General features: G+C 56.3%; 17 protein-coding genes. 4 read left to right on the forward strand and 13 right to left on the reverse strand.

The genetic code is table 11. From position 1 onward, the window contains the following. Positions 1 to 175: 175 nt before the first annotated feature. The 3 genes from htpX to BLV11_RS05515 form a co-directional block, all read right to left on the reverse strand. On the reverse strand, positions 176 to 1,057 hold the full coding sequence (gene htpX, locus BLV11_RS05505; protein ID WP_091811974.1) for a protease HtpX: 882 nt from the start codon (positions 1,055 to 1,057) through the stop codon (positions 176 to 178). A 123-nt stretch (positions 1,058 to 1,180) separates the two neighbouring features. Further along, positions 1,181 to 1,651: a hypothetical protein gene (locus BLV11_RS05510; RefSeq protein WP_091811975.1), complete on the reverse strand. Its 471-nt coding sequence runs from the start codon at positions 1,649 to 1,651 to the stop codon at positions 1,181 to 1,183. Between the two features lie 12 nt (positions 1,652 to 1,663). Then, positions 1,664 to 2,878, reverse strand: a complete 1,215-nt coding sequence (locus BLV11_RS05515) for a pyridoxal phosphate-dependent aminotransferase (protein WP_091812242.1) — start codon at positions 2,876 to 2,878, stop codon at positions 1,664 to 1,666. Between the two features lie 257 nt (positions 2,879 to 3,135). Between BLV11_RS05515 and BLV11_RS05520 the strand changes: the two genes are divergently transcribed. Both BLV11_RS05520 and BLV11_RS05525 read left to right on the forward strand, forming a co-directional pair. Then, the gene (locus BLV11_RS05520) at positions 3,136 to 3,621 is read left to right on the forward strand and encodes a glutathione peroxidase (protein WP_091811976.1); all 486 of its coding nucleotides are present in this window, start codon (positions 3,136 to 3,138) and stop codon (positions 3,619 to 3,621) included. Further along, on the forward strand, positions 3,618 to 4,094 hold the full coding sequence (locus BLV11_RS05525; protein ID WP_091811977.1) for a MarR family winged helix-turn-helix transcriptional regulator: 477 nt from the start codon (positions 3,618 to 3,620) through the stop codon (positions 4,092 to 4,094). The genes BLV11_RS05520 and BLV11_RS05525 overlap by 4 nt, the downstream gene beginning before the upstream one ends. On the opposite strand, the gene BLV11_RS05530 is transcribed toward BLV11_RS05525, so the two are convergent. Beyond that, positions 4,048 to 6,309 carry a hybrid sensor histidine kinase/response regulator gene (locus tag BLV11_RS05530; protein ID WP_091812243.1) on the reverse strand — a complete coding sequence of 754 codons (2,262 nt, stop codon included), beginning with the start codon at positions 6,307 to 6,309 and terminating at the stop codon, positions 4,048 to 4,050. The genes BLV11_RS05525 and BLV11_RS05530 overlap by 47 nt on opposite strands. A gap of 99 nt (positions 6,310 to 6,408) precedes the next feature. After that, a complete protein-coding gene (locus tag BLV11_RS05535) occupies positions 6,409 to 7,185 on the reverse strand; it encodes a hypothetical protein (protein WP_091812244.1) in 777 nt (258 codons plus the stop codon). A 287-nt stretch (positions 7,186 to 7,472) separates the two neighbouring features. Between BLV11_RS05535 and BLV11_RS05540 the strand changes: the two genes are divergently transcribed. Next, entirely contained in the window at positions 7,473 to 8,468 is a 996-nt protein-coding gene (locus BLV11_RS05540; protein ID WP_091811978.1) for a LysR family transcriptional regulator, read from the forward strand. 30 nt (positions 8,469 to 8,498) lie between these two features. Here BLV11_RS05540 and BLV11_RS05545 read toward each other — a convergent pair whose 3' ends face one another. From BLV11_RS05545 to cspD, 8 genes are all read right to left on the reverse strand, one after another. After that, complete coding sequence (locus BLV11_RS05545) at positions 8,499 to 9,464, reverse strand: GNAT family N-acetyltransferase (RefSeq protein WP_091811979.1); 966 nt, start codon at positions 9,462 to 9,464, stop codon at positions 8,499 to 8,501. Then, positions 9,461 to 10,612, reverse strand: coding sequence for a cupin domain-containing protein (locus BLV11_RS05550; RefSeq protein WP_091811980.1), 1,152 nt, complete (start codon positions 10,610 to 10,612; stop codon positions 9,461 to 9,463). Before BLV11_RS05550 ends, BLV11_RS05545 begins: the two co-directional genes overlap by 4 nt. Before the next feature lie 2 nt (positions 10,613 to 10,614). Continuing rightward, entirely contained in the window at positions 10,615 to 11,982 is a 1,368-nt protein-coding gene (gene purB / locus BLV11_RS05555; RefSeq protein ID WP_091811981.1) for an adenylosuccinate lyase, read from the reverse strand. A 65-nt stretch (positions 11,983 to 12,047) separates the two neighbouring features. Beyond that, positions 12,048 to 12,689 carry a high frequency lysogenization protein HflD gene (gene hflD / locus BLV11_RS05560; protein WP_091811982.1) on the reverse strand — a complete coding sequence of 214 codons (642 nt, stop codon included), beginning with the start codon at positions 12,687 to 12,689 and terminating at the stop codon, positions 12,048 to 12,050. After that, positions 12,686 to 13,816 carry a tRNA 2-thiouridine(34) synthase MnmA gene (gene mnmA / locus BLV11_RS05565; protein WP_091811983.1) on the reverse strand — a complete coding sequence of 377 codons (1,131 nt, stop codon included), beginning with the start codon at positions 13,814 to 13,816 and terminating at the stop codon, positions 12,686 to 12,688. The genes hflD and mnmA overlap by 4 nt, the downstream gene beginning before the upstream one ends. Before the next feature lie 48 nt (positions 13,817 to 13,864). Then, entirely contained in the window at positions 13,865 to 14,314 is a 450-nt protein-coding gene (locus tag BLV11_RS05570; protein ID WP_091811984.1) for an NUDIX hydrolase, read from the reverse strand. Further along, positions 14,311 to 14,955 carry a pseudouridine synthase gene (locus BLV11_RS05575; RefSeq protein WP_091812245.1) on the reverse strand — a complete coding sequence of 215 codons (645 nt, stop codon included), beginning with the start codon at positions 14,953 to 14,955 and terminating at the stop codon, positions 14,311 to 14,313. The genes BLV11_RS05570 and BLV11_RS05575 overlap by 4 nt, the downstream gene beginning before the upstream one ends. Before the next feature lie 261 nt (positions 14,956 to 15,216). After that, positions 15,217 to 15,507, reverse strand: coding sequence for a cold shock domain-containing protein CspD (gene cspD, locus BLV11_RS18615; RefSeq protein ID WP_091811985.1), 291 nt, complete (start codon positions 15,505 to 15,507; stop codon positions 15,217 to 15,219). A 488-nt stretch (positions 15,508 to 15,995) separates the two neighbouring features. Between cspD and clpS the strand changes: the two genes are divergently transcribed. Then, positions 15,996 to 16,355 (forward strand): ATP-dependent Clp protease adapter ClpS, encoded by a 360-nt coding sequence (clpS, locus tag BLV11_RS05585; protein WP_091811986.1) that lies wholly within the window; start codon positions 15,996 to 15,998, stop codon positions 16,353 to 16,355. Positions 16,356 to 16,369 lie beyond the last annotated feature (14 nt).

Consider the following 16,369-nt stretch of genomic DNA (forward strand, 5'->3'; position numbering starts at 1 on the left):
AATATGACCGGGCGAGTGTGAACCTATTGGCAGTATCTGTGGAGAAAAACACGACCGCTATCCGACAAAGGGTGTAGACCCGATAGACATTATGGGTAGGGCTAGTGGCAGCTGCCATTGAGAGAGTGCCGTCAGGCCCCGGGAGGGAGGCCTGACGATCATGGCTGAGGTGTGCTCAAAGATTGGCCTGTTGCAGGGCAGCAATCCGCTGTTCCAGCGGTGGGTGGGTCATGAACAGCGCACTCAACCCGCCACGATGACCACGGTTGATACCAAAGGCCTGCAGGGTATCCGGCATCTGGTCAGGCACCTCGCTTTCCTGACGCAACCGGTTCAGGGCATTGATCATGGCGCCGCGGCCAGCCAGTTGGGCGCCGGCAATATCGGCCCGGAATTCCCGGCGACGGGAGAACCAGAACACAATAGTACTGGCGAGAATGCCAAGAACCAGCTCCGCCACGAGGCTAACGATGAAGAAGCCTGGCCCGTGGCCGTTTTCGGAACGGAACACCGCCCGGTCAACCACTGAGCCGATAACGCGGGATGCAAAAATAACAAAGGTATTTACCACGCCCTGGATCAGGGTCAGTGTCACCATGTCTCCATTGGCCACGTGGCCGATTTCATGGCCGAGGACGGCGCGAATTTCGTCTTTATCGAAACGTCTCAGCAGCCCCTCGCTGACGGCAACCAGAGATGCGTTGCGGTTCCACCCGGTTGCAAAGGCATTGGACTGGGCCGCGGGGAAAATAGCGACTTCCGGCATGCCGATCCCGGCTCTTTGGGCAAGCTCAGCAACGGTGTTTAAGAGCCAGCGCTCTGCCGCCGTATTCGGTGTGCCGATGACTTTGGCGCGGGTGCTCCATTTGGCCATGGGTTTGGACATGAACAGGGAAATCAGTGCGCCGGCAAACCCGAAGACCGCTGCGAACGCCAAAAGGGGGCCATATTGAATGCCGTTGTGTGCAAGGTAGCTGTCGACCCCCAGGAGCTTCAGGGTGATGCTGGCCACCAGGACTACGGCCAGGTTGGTGGCGAGAAATAAGAGTATTCGCATGAACGCTTCCCTTTTAGGACCTTACCGATGAAAACCGCTTACCTCGGGTAAGCCGCTAACGGAGATATCGGGGCGGGAAAGGGAAGCTTCAAGATTCTTGAGGGAATTTAATGGAGCCTGAACTCAGTGTCTGAGCGAGTCGCGGAAAAAGATCTCCTGCATGACATTGCTGAGTCTGGCGGAATGCCCCATTCGCAGGGTTTCGCGGATGATGTGAATGTGAGTGGCAAGGTCGGCGCGAACTGACGGTGGTAACGAATCACCGTGGGCAATGACTTCAGGTTCAATGCTGGCGATCAGGGTTGGACTGGCCGGGGCGCTCAGGCGGCTGAATGCCTGCTGAGTGAGTACCGCCTGATCCAGGGCCTCTTGGCGGATGGTATCGACGTAACGGAGCAGACCTTCTTCCTCCAGCCACAGCAGGCTGCCGAAACAGGCCATGTGACGGCGGCTGTGGAGGCCGAACTCATCCGGCTCGTCCGGCCCGGCAATATCCTCAACGAACAGATTTACCCGCCGGGGAAACGCATTGTAAAGCTGCACCAGCGCAATGGCGGTGTCCTTGTAAAACTCCTCGATATGAATGTCCGCCACGCGGTACTCCGGTTACTGCTGGTAAGTGGAGAGGAAGTGGGCCAGGCGCTTCATGGCATCTTCCAGAGAGTCCTGCCTGGGCAGGAAGACCACCCGCAGGTGCTGGCGGTCGTCGATGTTGAAGGCCGAGCCCTGAACGAGCAGGATTTTTTCCTGCAACAACAGGTCAAGCACCAGCTTTTCGTCGTTGGCGATCGGGAAGCGTTTAGGATCGAGTTTGGGGAACAGATAAAGCGCGCCCTTGGGCTTGACGCAGCTGACCCCGGGAATGTCGTTCAGCAATGACCAGGCAGTGGTGCGCTGCTCGTAAAGCCGGCCACCAGGGGCCACCAGGTCGTTGATGGACTGGTAACCGCCCAGTGCGGTCTGAATGGCCAGCTGAGCCGGGACGTTGGCGCAGAGCCGCATGTTGGACAGCATTTCAATGCCTTCAATCAGATCAGTGGCCCGGTGTTTGGCACCGCTGATGATCATCCAGCCAGAACGATAGCCCGCTGCGCGGTAGTTTTTCGACAGACCGTTATAGGTCATAAACAGCACGTCGTCCGCCAGGGAAGCGGTGGAGATATGCTCAACGCCATCATAAAGAATCTTGTCGTAGATCTCGTCGGAAAGCACAATCAGATTGTGTTTGCGGGCGAGTTCAATCACTTCCAGCAGCAGTTCACGGGAGTACACGGCCCCGGTAGGGTTATTCGGGTTGATCAATACGATAGCCCGGGTGCGGGGAGTGATTTTCTTTTTGATGTCGTCAATATCGGGAAACCAGTCCGCCTGTTCATCACAGCGATAATGCACCGGCTTGCCACTGGAAAGGGTGACCGCAGCTGTCCAGAGTGGGTAATCGGGGGCTGGGATGAGGACTTCATCGCCGGTGTTGAGCAGCGCCTGCATGGACATCACGATCAGTTCGCTGACTCCGTTGCCGAGGTAAATATCATCGATATCGACCTTGTCGATGCCACGCTGCTGGCAGTAATGCATGACGGCTTTACGGGCTGAAAAGAGCCCCTTGGACTCAACATAGCCCTGGGCCTGATGCATGTTGTAGATAACGTCCTGCTGGATCTCTTCAGGTACATCGAGTTCAAAGGCTGCCGGATTACCAATGTTCAGCTTCAGGACCCGGTGGCCTTCTTCTTCGAGGCGACGCGCCTCACGCAGAACCACGCCACGGATTTCGTAACACACATTATCGAGCTTGGCGGATTTCAGGTAGTTCTGCATAAGGTTCAGCTTCCGGTTGATCATCGTAAAACCATTATTCTATCGGAGCAGGTGCCTGCGGCAACAGTTCAATAGTGATCAATTGTGGCAAAAATAGTACAGAAGCCAATTATTTAACCGGTACAGGGCGGGTTGGGGGTTTGTAATGACTCTGAACTTCGATTACTGTAGATAAATATTGTGCACAATTTAATTTTGGAAAATATAATTTAGCCGCTGAACGCCGTCGGGTGATCGCGGCCCCTGAAGGAGATGGTATGGCAACGCAATCGATTTACGATATTGAGGTTCAGGACATTAAGGGCACCAACTGCTCAATGGCGGATTATCAGGGAAAGGTCCTGCTGATCGTCAACACGGCCAGCAAATGTGGATTCACGCCGCAGTTCGAAGGGTTGCAAACGCTGTACGCTGACCTGAGTGAGCGTGGTCTGGAGGTGCTGGGCTTTCCGTGCAATCAGTTCATGAACCAGGATCCTGCAGACAACGATGCCATCAGCCAGTTCTGTTCCCTGAATTACGGTGTGGATTTCCCGATGTTCGGGAAAGTTGAAGTAAACGGTCCGGGAACCCACCCGCTGTATCGTTTCCTGAAATCCGAGGCGAAAGGGTTGTTGGGCTCTGAGAACATCAAATGGAACTTCACCAAGTTCCTGCTTAACCGTAACGGCAAGGTCGTCAAGCGTTATCCGCCAACCACCAAGCCGGAAGCGATCCGCAGAGACATCGAAAAACTGCTATGAGTGATCCCGCAAGCGCGCCAGAGCAGGTGCTGGCCCTAGATAACCAGACCTGTTTCGCGTTGTACGCGGCCAACCGGGCAATGACTGCGCTGTATCGCCCGGTGCTGGCCACGCTGGGGCTGACCTATCCGCAGTACCTTGTGATGCTGGTGTTGTGGGAGGCGGAGTCGCGTGAAGGGGCCGTGAGGGTGTCGTTTGTCGGCCAACGGTTGCGGCTTGATACCGGAACACTGACCCCCTTGTTGAAGCGCCTTGAAGGTCAGGGGCTGATTCAGCGCCAGCGGGATGCGGACGACGAGCGTGTGGTTCAGGTTGCTCTGACCGGTAAGGGGCGCTTGCTCAAGGCGCAGGCGCGGGAGGTTCCTGGGCAGCTATTGTGTGGCAGCGGTCTGGATCCGCAACGGCTGGCCAGTCTCAGGGATGAGCTCAGGAGTCTGCTGGTGTTACTGGATGAGGCCCCCAGCGGCGGATGACCGAGATCAGGTCGTCACGGTTGTAGGGCTTGGTGATGTAGTCGTTCATCCCGGCGAGAATGCAGTCGTCCTTGTCACCTTGCATTACATTGGCTGTGACGGCAATGATCGGCAGCTCCTGCCACTCGGGGTTCTGGCGAATCTTCCGAGTGGCCGTATAGCCATCCATGACTGGCATCTGGCAATCCATCAGTATCAGGTCGAAGTTCTGTTTCTCCAATGCCTTAAGACCCAATTCGCCGTTTTCTGCAATCTCCACCCGGTGACCCAGTTTTTTGAGGATGGTGCTGGCGAGAAGTTGGTTGACCTGGTTGTCCTCCACCAGCAGTAAATTCAGTGGCACAACGTCTTGATCGCTTGCCTGCGCCGGAGCGGAAATTTCTCCACGTGGCGGGGCGGGAAGGCTGAGGCAGCGGTAGAGGGCTTCACGCTTGAGCGGAAGCGAGAGGGTGAACTGGGTTCGCGGGGCCGTAACCGACCCGGTGTTGTTCAGCCAGATCACGCGTCGGGCGCCGGCCTGGCTGGCCAGAGTCTGGGCATCGCGGTCGCCGTGTGCAATCAGCATCGGTCCGTCTCCGGCATGTTCTCGCCCATGAATTGGAATGTTCCAGGCTCTCAACTGGCTTTCGAGCGCAGTGGTATGCGGGAAATCCTCGGGAACCACGAGGGTTACGCCATCCCGCAGAAGATCCTGAGGAAGATCGAAGGCTTCCTGAATGGCGGCCTCTGGCTGGTGAACGGGCAGGGGGAGAATAACGGTAAAATGGGTGCCCCGATCTGGCTCGGAATCGAGCACAATCTTGCCGTGCATTCGTTCGACCAGTTGCCGGCACAGGGTCAGGCCGAGGCCAGTGCCTCCGTAGAGTCGGGTGGTATCGGGGTTAGCCTGGGCGAACGGAGAAAAAATACGGTTGAGGCCTTCGGAAGACATACCGATACCCGTATCAATCACTTCCATGCGTACCGTGCCATTGGCGTGTTTGGCGCGGATCTTTACTTCACCGGTATTGGTGAACTTGATCGCGTTACTGAGCAGGTTGTTGAGAATCTGGCGGGTACGGGTGGGGTCTCCCAGGTAGCTTTCGGGTAACTTGGGGTCAATCTCCGTGACCAGCTCGATGCCTTTGTTTCTGGCTTGCTGGGCGTGCAGGGTTGCGCACTCCTCAATGAGCCGGCGGAGGTTGAACGGGATCACCTCCAGGTTGAGTTTTCCAGCTTCTACCTTGGAAATGTCGAGAATGTCATTCAACAGACCGAGCAGGCTCTGGCCGGCCTGGTATGAGATTTCCAAACGTTCCCTCTGTTCCTTCTCCAGATCACCATCGAGTGCGAGCGAGAGCATGCCAAGAACGCCGTTCAGGGGTGTGCGGATCTCGTGGCTCATGTTGGCGAGAAAGCTGGCCCGGGCCCGGGCCCGCCGGACAGCGTCCTCCTTGGCCTTTATCAGGGCCCGGTTACCCCGTTGCAGAGCCTCATTTTTTTCGGAGATCTCTCGGGTACGATCAACCACTTCCGACTCCAGTTGGCTGGAGTAGTTCTTCATCGCTGCTTCAGCCGCCCGTAATTGGTCAAGGCTGCTGTCAATTGTTTCCAGGTGTTTGTTGATGATTTCAACCATCAACCCGATCTCATCCCGCCGATGATTGCGAGGAATCGGAAGGCGTACTTTTTCGGGGGACTTTGCTTCAACCCGGCTTAATGCTTCAACGACCTTGAGCATGGGCTTGGTGAGCATGAAGTAGAAAATGAACAGAAGCATGATCGATAACACCATGCTTTTGATAAAACCGCTCACCACGGTGTAACCGGCCCGTTGCAGGAATCCGAGACCGTAATAGTAGGTGTCAATGGTGACGGCCAGCTTGCCAAGTGGGATTTCCCTGAGCTGGGGCACGCTGAGCTCATCGTTATAAAACCGGCTCGACCTGAACAGGGCGTCGCTGAGCCAGCGGTATCGGGAATCGGGGCTGCTGCGGCTGGCTGCTGCCAGGGTAAAGCCATCGGGGTCAATAATTCGGGCGTCGATGATTGCAGGGTGCTTCAGCAGTCCGTCGAGCAGCTCCTCGGCCAGTCGTACGTCGATGTTGTAGGCAATCTGGGAGGCAGGGCTGCGGGTAATATCGATCAACGCGCGGATTTCTTCATCCATGGCCTCACGGGCATTGAAGAAATCCAGGGTTACCTGGGTAAGGTTCAGAACCAGCCCAAGCGCCATGGCCAGCAAAACGGTATTGCGGGTCAGCCGGAAGGATAGGCGTTTGGTCAGCGGCGTGTTCAATGCTTAATGGGTCCTGGTGTCGGAATAGGCGAGGGTTCAGTCGTCGTAATCGGCTTTCTTCTTCCAGCTGTCATCTTCCAGGAAGGTATCCCACTCCTTATCGAGCCGGTTTTGCTCTGCATCTCCCGCCTTTGCTGCCTGAGCCTCATTCGCCATGGCTTCTAGTTCCTTGATGCGGATACGCAAGCTCTTGACCGCTTTCGCCGCCAACGGGTTGTCCTTGGATTTGCCCATCTCTGTGCTGGCAAGGTGATACTCGTGAATGGCCTTGCGGATCGCGTTGTGTTTCATGTGCTCGCGGGCCTGAAAGATGTGCAGATCGGCGTGGGTCTTGTGGACCAGGAAAAGCACATATCTGAGGTTTTTCTTGGCCGACGCTTTATCGGTTTGTCCGGATTTGTGCATGGTCTCGATGAGGGCAAAAAGGTTCTTTAACAGCTCTTTGACCTGGTTCGACTTTTCCGGTGAGTCAATTCGAGTGGGCGGACGTTTGTCTTCGCCCTTGCTGACCTTCTGTTTCAGTTGTTGGGTATCCGCGAGCCATTCGGCCACCGGTTTTTCGCTTTTGAGGGAGATCAGACTCTTGCAGGCGGTTTCCATTCGCTGAAGCAACAGCAGCTTGAGATCGGTGGTCAGGTATTGCCCTGGCAGTTCGGTCAGCAGGGATTGCGCGCGCCTGTATGTGTCTTCCAGGGTCGCGATCTTCCGCATGCGCTGAATCCGTGCCTTTTCCCTCAGCTGGCTTGCGACAATGGCCACGATAGAGATGGCAACGATGCCTGCTAGTGCCAGAACAATGGTTGTCGTGTTCATGTCAAAAACCACGCTGGAGTAGGATGAATAACCAGAAACGGAGGCGTCGAAACCCAACCGGGCTGTTGATCACCGGCCTGAGCATCTGGAGGACGCTTCGTCCCTGTCTAAAGTAAAGCATACAGAATTTCATACAACTTGCCGAAAGATTAGCAGAAAATCCCCAGAGGGTAGCCGTGCTCCCGGTTACTTTTGGCTTTATATCATTTCAGTGTATTGGTAGTCTGTAACCAATAAATATGGTGAATGTCGGGCTGCCATGAGGCCTGATGCCTGTGAGGTGAAGTATGGATCTGTCCCGCGTCGACCTTAATCTGCTGGTTTACCTGGATGTGTTGCTGAGGGAGCGAAATGTCACCAAGGCCGCCAATCACCTTGGTATTACCCAGCCTGCCATGAGCAATGGTTTGCGCAGACTGCGGGACCTGTTTGCCGACCCCCTGCTGGTCAGGACCAGTGAGGGGATGAGCGCAACCGAGCGGGCGACAGAATTGCAGCCGCTGGTGCGCAGCATCCTTTCGGACATTGAGCAGGCTGTACAGGAGAAAACGCCATTTTCTGCGGGTGAAAGCCAGCGGGTGTTTCGCATCATGGCCAGTGACTATGCCGAATCCTGTCTGATGCCGCGGGTACTGCGGCGAATTCGCCAAGAAGCGCCTCATGTCACCCTGGACGTCCTGACGCCCAGTGATGTCAGCTTCCTGGACGTTGAACAGGGCAGGCTGGATATGGCGATCAACCGCTTTGAGAAACTACCGCAGTCCTTTCATCAAAAGACATTGTGGACTGAATACTTCGCCTGTCTGATGAATGCCCGCAACCCTATTCTGAGCGATTCCTTTACCCTGGCCACGTACCTGGATGCTAGCCATATCTGGGTCAGTAAAACCGGATTTGGGGTCGGGGTCGGGGTTAACCCGAAAGATGTCCAGCGCCTCGGTTGGGTCGATGAAGCCCTTGCGCTGATTGGGCATAAACGGCAGATATCGGTCTTTACCCGTCACTACCAGGTGGCCATGTTGCTGGCCGAACAGCACGACTTGATAGCGACGTTGCCCTGCCGGGCGGCCTGGCTGCAGAAAGACAACCCGAACCTGGTCGTTAAGACCCCGCCGTTTGTGATTCCGCCGTTTGAACTGAAAATGGCCTGGAGCCCGTTACTTCAGCATAATCTTGACCACCAATGGTTACGGCGACTGATTGTTGAGGTGGCTGAAGAGGTGGACGCGGAATTTGCGCCTTTTGGAGGTCGTTTTGAGGGTGACGCCGGGAGATTGTCCTGACCGCTGGGTAATGGGCCGGAAAGGGCTGGCTCAGATGGAAACGGGGCGGAATTCCCGGGAGACGGTTCCGGCATCCCACATGCGCTGGAAGCTTTCACCCAGCAGTTTGGCTCGCCCTCCGCTGGCCAGCTGAACAAAACCGGACGGCCGGCCAAAGTCGTGCCGGTATAGAACGGCCTTGCCATCGACCACGATAAACGGGTTGTCATCGTAAGGGTAATCTTCATTGATCAGGCGCAGCTCTATCTTGCTGGGAATCCGCTTCATCAGTTCGATGATCTGGTGGCGTTTCTTGACCAGGGGTTTGTCATCGTGGATCAACAGGCGGATTTCGCTGAGACGGTGGCGACGGGCCAGCGCAGAGACAATTTCACGGAACCGGAAGCGGTCATAAAGATCGTGTTCCAGTTCCCGGTCATACAGCCAGAGTTTCTGGGCGGCCTGATTGGTCATCGTATCCGTCAGGGCGATCAGCTCAGCTTCGCTATCGAACAACCAGCTTTCTTCATCCTTGCCCACAATCAGCGGTGACTGGCGAGTGCCCAGCTGGGGCAGGACCAGTGAGGGGGCGAGGCAGCGCATGTCAACGTGTGGAATGCCGGCGTCGTCGTAAGGCGCAGAGCAGACATGGAAGCCGCAGGACTCATAAAACGGTACTGCGTGAACCTGGGCCGACAGGAAGAGGTCCTGAAATTGGGGGGCGGCATCGTTCATCATCCGTCGCAGCAACAAGGCTCCGATACCCCGGCTGCGATAATCCGGGAGGACGGCCATACGGCCGATATGAGCCGTATCGGTCACTGACGGGAACATGCGGCTGACGCCAATGGGCGTGTTGTCTGGAAGCACGGCCAGATAATGGTCTGCGATCTCGTCAGTATCGTCCCACTCCAGTGCAGGTGGTACGTTCTGTTCCTCGATGAAGACCTGCTGGCGGATATCCTTTAGCGCCTGTGGCACTAACTGCCAGCTGTATTTTCGAATCCGGATGTTCATTCGAAATACAGGCTGCCCTGGTTGTGGAGCGCCGTGACCAGCTCTGCCAGGGTGGGGTCGCTGACCAGGTGTGCCAGCTCTGCGGAATCGAGCACCGAGCTCTGGCACAACATGGGGGCCAGCGGCTGAGCTACACCCTTAAGCACGTAACGCTCGCCATCAACGAACAGTGCCGTTTCTCCGTCCAGCGGGTAATAGGCAAACCGGGAGCCTTCATTCCAACGCAGCGACTCGCCTTCGGCCAGTCGTTCGGTCAGAACCTCAGGAAGCAGCGGGTCATCCGAGGGCTGGACGATGTCGTGGCTTTTGGGCGCGGTGGCATATTGGCCAAACCAGAACGCCAGTTGGCGTCGATCGGATACGGCCTCCGTCACCATGGCGGACAGCTGATCAATGACACCGCCGGAAATGGTGCCTGGATTATCCTGGGGCTTCAGATCCGGGTCTGAATAGTGGGCGGTGGCGTCGGTCTGACTGCAGAGGAAATCGGTAAAGCCGGTGAGGACGTCGTCGACAGTCGGTGCTCTGAACCCGATAGATAGCGTAATGCAATCGTTTTCAGCAATGCCGTGATGACCGACCCCTGGTGGCAGGTAGAGCATGTCACCGGGCTCCAGGGTTACTGTTTCCTCGCCGTCCCAGGCACTGAGAATGCGCAGGGGCGTGCCGTCAACCCGGGGAGAGGTGTGGTCACAATGTCCGCCGAAGGTCCATTGACGGCGCCCCTCGGCCTGCAGAAGAAAGACATCATACTGGTCGTAGTGGGGGCCGACACTGCCCCCTTGCGGGGCGTAACTGGCCATAATGTCATCAAGACGCCAGTTAGGGATGAAGCGGAATTGCTCAAGCAGATCGGCAATCTCCGGTACCCAGTGGTCCAGCCCCTGAACCAATAGGGTCCAGTGAGTGGTCGGTAATGACTCAAACCGATCGGGCTGGAACGGGCCGTTATGGAGCTGCCAGGGGCGTCCGTTATCATTTTCGATAATGATCCGCGATTCAACGGCATCTTCGCAGGCCAGCCCTGCCAGTTCATCGGCCGAGACCGGGCATTGGTAATCAGGTAGTGCCTGGCGGATGACCAAAGGCTTTTTCTGCCAGTAGTCGCGCAGGAATTCCTCAATGGTCAATCCGCCGAGCAGTTCCATGATCAGATGGCTCCCGCCTGCTCTTTGGCATTACCTACGTAGGTTGCCGGGGTGAGCGCCCGCAATTCAGCCTTCGCCTGCTCCGGGATTTCCAGGGTATCGACAAACTCCAGGATGACCTGAGCGGTCATGGTCTTGCCACGGGTCAGGGCCTTCAGTTTTTCGTAAGGCTTTTCGATGTTGTACCGACGCATAACCGTCTGAATGGGCTCGGCCAGCACTTCCCAGGCGTTGTCCAGGTCTTCATCCAGTCGAGCCGGATTGATCTCCAGCTTGCCGAGTCCCTTGAGGGACGCCTCATAGGCAATCAGGCTGTGGGCGAAGCCAACCCCAAGATTACGCAGCACGGTGGAGTCGGTGAGGTCACGCTGCCAGCGTGAAATAGGCAGTTTGGTCGACAAATGGCCAAACAGGGCATTGGCAATGCCCAGGTTGCCCTCGGAGTTCTCGAAGTCGATTGGGTTGACCTTGTGAGGCATGGTGGAAGAGCCAACTTCGCCTTCCACGGTTTTCTGCTTGAAGTAACCCAGCGAGATGTAGCCCCAGATATCCCGGTCAAGATCAATCAGGATGGTGTTGAAGCGAGCGATGCCGTCATACAGTTCGGCGATATAGTCATGAGGCTCGATCTGGGTGGTGTAGGGGTTCCAGTCCAGGCCCAGGCTTTCAACGAATTCCTTGGCGTTGGTGGCCCAGTCGATGTCCGGATAGGCCGACAGATGGGCGTTGTAGTTACCCACCGCACCGTTGATCTTGCCGAGGAGTTCTACACTCTTAATCTGCTTCAGCTGCCGTTGCAGACGGTAAACCACATTGGCCAGTTCCTTGCCAACGGTGGTGGGGGAGGCGGTCTGGCCGTGAGTGCGGGACAGCATGGGCTGGTCAGCATGGGTCTTGGCCAGCTCGGCAATCTTGTTGATGACCTGTTCCATGGCTGGCAGCAGGCCTTCGTGCAGGCCTTCACGCAGCATCAGCGCGTGGGACAGGTTGTTGATGTCTTCCGATGTGCAGGCAAAGTGAACGAACTCGGTCGCGGCATTGAGTTCAGCCACATCGGCGATTTTTTCCTTGATGAAATACTCCACCGCCTTGACGTCATGGTTGGTGGTGCGCTCAATGGTTTTGACCCGCGCGGCGTCGTCCAGGCTGAAGTCATTGATGATTGAGTCGAGGATGCCGTGGGCTTCCTCTGAGAATGCAGGGACTTCAGCGATGCCCGGATGCTCAGCGAGCTTCTGCAGCCAACGGATTTCGACGGTAACCCGGTTTCTGATCAAGCCGTATTCACTAAAAATGTTACGGAAAACGCTAACTTTACTGCCATAGCGTCCATCGACCGGTGAAATGGCGGTCAGGGCGTTGAGTTCCATCGAAAACCTCTCAAATCATCAAAGAAAAATCGGGCCCCATATAATACACCAGGCAGCCCGGGGATTCAGTCGTAAACCGATTGATTCGCCTGCTCGGCGAGCCTCAAGGCTGTATTCATGGTCTTGCGACGAGTGAAGATCAGGCGCCAGCGCCGGCCACCGGTCTGGCGCCAGAGGACGGCTGAACGGATGCCGGCAAGCAGCAGTGAGCGGATGCGGGCGGCATTCTCGTCCATTTTGAGCACGTTGGGGTCGCCAACCACCTGGATTCTGGGCTTCAGGGTGCTGATGGTGTCGGAGTAGACCGTCGCCAGGTTGCTCATCAGGTTGCTATGGCTGAAGCCAAAGTGATCGGCTGTATGGCGGGCTTGCTCAATGCGGGTGCCGATGACGTCGAGCATGTCCCGGTTACTGTTGAGCCGGGATTCCAGCTGGATCAGGCTGAGCCCGTAGCGGAGTATCTCAACATCCTGTTTGCGACTCTGATTACTGAATACACTGTTCAGGGTTGCCAGGCCTTCCCGCAGGTTCTTGAGTTCGCCATAAACTTCCAGGGTTGAACCTGGATCGGTGATGAACAGAGACTTGATGCTTGTTTCCAGACTCGGGGGCGCGCAGCGTCCGGTATGGGCGATTTGCTGAACCAGCGCAGCGGCCTGGAACACCCCGGCGAGCGCAAGGGTCTGATCCTCAATGGAGCGGCTCATGCTTCCGCCTCGTTATCGCGCCAGGTTTGCTCAATGACGCCGCCACCGAGGCAGATATCGCCATCGTAAAAAACCACGGACTGTCCTGGCGTCACGGCACGCTGTGGCTGGTCGAACACAACCCGGTAGCCATCGCCGCCAGCAACCGCGCTGACCTCGCAGTCCTGATCCGGCTGGCGGTATCGTGTTTTCGCCTTGCAGCGGAAGGTGTGCGCCGGGGCTCTGCCGGCGACCCAGTCAATGGGCCCACTGACCAGACCCCGGGAGAACAGCAGGGGGTGTTGTTTTCCCTGTACGGCGATGAGGATGTTTCGCTCGAGGTCCTTGCCGGCCACGTACCAGGGGTCGTCGTTGAACTCCTTGAGTCCGCCGATACCCAGGCCCTGCCGCTGGCCAATGGTGTGATACATCAGCCCCTGGTGGCGACCAATAATGTGACCTTCGGGTGTCTCGATGTTGCCTGGCTGGGCCGGAATGTACTGTTTTAGGAAATCACGGAATTTCCGTTCGCCTATAAAACAGATACCTGTTGAGTCTTTTTTGTCATGGGTGATGAATCCCTGTTCTTCGGCAATGCGACGAACTTCAGGTTTCTCCAGCTCCCCGACAGGGAACAGTGTCCGGGCAATGCGGTCGCCAGAAACCGCATGCAGAAAGTAGCTCTGGTCCTTGTTCGGATCCAGGCCCTTGAGCAATTGTGCTTTACCGGGGTTGGCCGGATCCGGGCGCTGGCGGGTGTAATGTCCGGTGGCAATATAGTCAGCGCCGAGGGTAACCGCGTAGTCGAGAAACGCCCGGAACTTGACTTCCTTGTTGCACAGGATGTCAGGGTTGGGCGTGCGGCCGGCCCGATATTCCGACAGAAAGTGCTCAAATACCCGGTCCCAGTACTCAGCGGCAAAGCTGGCGGTTCGCAAGGGGATATCCATGGCGTCAGCGACCGCCTGGGCATCTGCCAGATCATCCATCGCGGTGCAGTATTCGGTACCGTCATCTTCGTCCCAGTTCTTCATAAACAGGCCTTCGACCTGATAGCCCTGGGATTTCAGCAGCCAGGCTGCCACGGAAGAGTCAACACCGCCGGACATGCCGACAATTACTCGGGTATTTTCGGGTGCTTTGGTCATCACTTCGCCGATCAGCGTAAAAGCGGGAATTCTACCACTGATACCCCATTACGTCTGCGTTTCCACAATGACGCCTAAAGGAAAGCGGCGGCCATTTCGGTAATCTTCTATGCATTTCAGCACCAGCGGGCTTCGAAGTTTTCCGGGTTCCTTCGTTATTTCTTCAAGGGACAACCAATGGGCGGCGATAATGCCGTCGTCGAGTTCATCGGTCACCTTGCTCAGCGCCTTGGCTGAAAAGCACAAACGGTAGTACGTAACGCCATTGGCGGGGGCGAGGTAGGTGTAGAGCCCGAGAAAGTGCTGGAGCTCCACTTCCCACCCGGTTTCTTCGAGGGCTTCACGGCGGGCCGCATGCTGGATGGACTCACCTTCTTCTATGTGCCCGGCCGGCTGGTTGTATACGATTCTGCCGTCACTGTTTTCTTCTACAAGCAGGAACCGACCCTGCTCATCCTCGACAATAACCGCAACGGTTGCGTGTGGGGTCCAGGTCATTTGGCTCGGGATCTCCGGTTTGGGGGTGGCTGGCGACGGTTCCGGGTGTCTTGCTGAGTCCTTCGCCTTTGTCTCGTGCCGTTTGTTTGTTCAACGGGAATGTGAATCTGCAGGGCTGTGCTTTCTCCGGGCTGCAGGTTTTCCAGGCTCCATTCACCGATTCGGGCCCTGATCAGCCGAAGTGTCGGAAATCCAACCGCAGCGGTCATGCGCCTCACCTGACGATTGCGACCTTCGGTGAGGGTCAGCTCAAGCCAGGACGTGGGCTGGTTGGCGCGTTCCCTTATTGGCGGCGTGCGAGGCCAGACGTCTGGCGCCTCCATCCGCTGGGCCTGAGCCGGGCGGGTTAGCCCGTCTTTGAGTGTGACGCCGCGACGAAGCTGGTCCAGGGCAGTGTCGTCAATGATGCCATCCACCTGTACCCAGTAGGTCTTTTTCATCTTGTTGGCAGGGGATGCAATACGGTGCTGCAGCTTGCCGCTATCGGTCAATAGCACCAGACCCTCGGAGTCGTAGTCGAGGCGCCCGGCTGGGTAGACGCCCGCGGCTTCAACATAGTCGGCAAGGGTTGCCCGTCCCTGGTCATCAGTAAACTGGCACATGACTTGAAAGGGCTTGTTAAGTAATACCAGGGTAGCCATAGGTTTGGTGGTCAGTGTCCGCTGATCGGGGGTGGGTTCCCGGGGCATCGGGCGATACTGAAGCCCGCCGTCCCGGCAGGGAACTATACCTTAGCGAAGTTGCAGGTTGAAACAGACCATAGGCGAGGAGGGGGCTGCAGGGAAGACTCCCGGTAACGGAGGCGCCGATCACCTTGGGCTGTATTATTCAGACACAAAAAACAGCCCCGCAGTGCCTGGACTACGGTGGTGTGGCGGTCAAACTGTGCCTGAAGGTGTGTTTCAGGCGTTTACAGCGCGAGGGTGCTGGGTCACATTGGAACCGTGGGATGACTGTTCATCACCACTATTTTCGCGCTTTGCTGGCTGATCCGCCGGAATAATGTTGACAGCGTGAACGCCCTTGTCGCTGGGCTTCTTGTCAAAGGTGACTGACTGACCCGCCTTGAGGGTTTTATACCCGTCCATCTGCACCGATGAAAAATGTGCAAACAGGTCGTCACTGCAACCATCTTCGATAATGAAGCCGTAGCCCTTGGCGTTGTTAAACCACTTTACTTTGCCTGTTGGCATTTTGAACTCCCCTGTTCCGTCATTATCTGCCAGTTATTATTGATTTTTCAGCGGCCAACGACTGCCCCTGAATCAACCGGGAAAACCTGGCTGATGTCGGCGGCAGTCATATTGCGCTGCTGGCATTGCGTAAAGGCCTTGCGCTGGTGCTGGTTGGCATTTCCATCTCAGCCCGCACGCTCTTGTAACTCATTAACCTGACTTTTGACCTTACTTCCGGCCTAACCCAAAGCAGCCGTTTTCAGATGTATCAGTTTCAGTTACATAAGTTACAGGAGTTAACGCAATTTAACATTCCAGTGGTTACTCTCGGTCAAACTTTGGACATAGTCAATAGTCAAGGGGCCTGAATCACTGGTTGGAGGGTATTGATGGGCGTTATGATGTCCGTATTGATAACCCGCTCACGCTGTTTTCAGGTATGGCCTTGAAAATAGAGTGGGGCGAATCCACTTTGTTTAAAGGGCATCGATTTCCGGAAACGAATCATGCGGACTATCCAGAATTCTCTACTAGTATTAAATCAGGGAGGCGAAGAGGAACCTGGTCGCCAGGACGATCTCAGCCTAGCCCCGGAAAAGCCGGCACTAAAACGGCCGGCCCGCTTCCGGGTTGTATTGTTGAATGATGACTACACCCCCATGGATTTTGTGGTGGATGTATTGATGACATTCTTTGGAATGAACGAAGAAAAGGCGACGCAGGTCATGCTGCTCGTCCATACTCAGGGAAAAGCCGTATGTGGGGTGTATACCCGTGACATCGCGGAAACAAAAGCTGCACAGGTGAACCAGTATTCCTCGGAATGCGAGCATCCGCTGCTGTGCGAGATTGAACGTGCGGACTGATAGAAGTTGGGGTG

Origin of the sequence: Marinobacter mobilis, from assembly GCF_900106945.1 — a bacterium.
Lineage (GTDB): Bacteria > Pseudomonadota > Gammaproteobacteria > Pseudomonadales > Oleiphilaceae > Marinobacter > Marinobacter mobilis.

Excerpts from the sequence above, each read along its gene's own strand:
- BLV11_RS05540 (WP_091811978.1), top strand. The coding sequence starts at position 7,473 with ATGGATCTGTCCCGCGTCGACCTTAATCTGCTGGTTTACCTGGATGTG.
- BLV11_RS05575 (WP_091812245.1), bottom strand. The coding sequence starts at position 14,955 with ATGGCTACCCTGGTATTACTTAACAAGCCCTTTCAAGTCATGTGCCAG.
- BLV11_RS05545 (WP_091811979.1), bottom strand. The coding sequence starts at position 9,464 with ATGAACATCCGGATTCGAAAATACAGCTGGCAGTTAGTGCCACAGGCG.
- BLV11_RS05525 (WP_091811977.1), top strand. The coding sequence starts at position 3,618 with ATGAGTGATCCCGCAAGCGCGCCAGAGCAGGTGCTGGCCCTAGATAAC.
- cspD (WP_091811985.1), bottom strand. The coding sequence starts at position 15,507 with ATGCCAACAGGCAAAGTAAAGTGGTTTAACAACGCCAAGGGCTACGGC.
- clpS (WP_091811986.1), top strand. The coding sequence starts at position 15,996 with ATGCGGACTATCCAGAATTCTCTACTAGTATTAAATCAGGGAGGCGAA.
- BLV11_RS05570 (WP_091811984.1), bottom strand. The coding sequence starts at position 14,314 with ATGACCTGGACCCCACACGCAACCGTTGCGGTTATTGTCGAGGATGAG.
- BLV11_RS05515 (WP_091812242.1), bottom strand. The coding sequence starts at position 2,878 with ATGCAGAACTACCTGAAATCCGCCAAGCTCGATAATGTGTGTTACGAA.
- htpX (WP_091811974.1), bottom strand. The coding sequence starts at position 1,057 with ATGCGAATACTCTTATTTCTCGCCACCAACCTGGCCGTAGTCCTGGTG.
- BLV11_RS05520 (WP_091811976.1), top strand. The coding sequence starts at position 3,136 with ATGGCAACGCAATCGATTTACGATATTGAGGTTCAGGACATTAAGGGC.
- purB (WP_091811981.1), bottom strand. The coding sequence starts at position 11,982 with ATGGAACTCAACGCCCTGACCGCCATTTCACCGGTCGATGGACGCTAT.
- BLV11_RS05530 (WP_091812243.1), bottom strand. The coding sequence starts at position 6,309 with ATGGCGCTTGGGCTGGTTCTGAACCTTACCCAGGTAACCCTGGATTTC.
- BLV11_RS05550 (WP_091811980.1), bottom strand. The coding sequence starts at position 10,612 with ATGGAACTGCTCGGCGGATTGACCATTGAGGAATTCCTGCGCGACTAC.
- hflD (WP_091811982.1), bottom strand. The coding sequence starts at position 12,689 with ATGAGCCGCTCCATTGAGGATCAGACCCTTGCGCTCGCCGGGGTGTTC.
- BLV11_RS05535 (WP_091812244.1), bottom strand. The coding sequence starts at position 7,185 with ATGAACACGACAACCATTGTTCTGGCACTAGCAGGCATCGTTGCCATC.
- mnmA (WP_091811983.1), bottom strand. The coding sequence starts at position 13,816 with ATGACCAAAGCACCCGAAAATACCCGAGTAATTGTCGGCATGTCCGGC.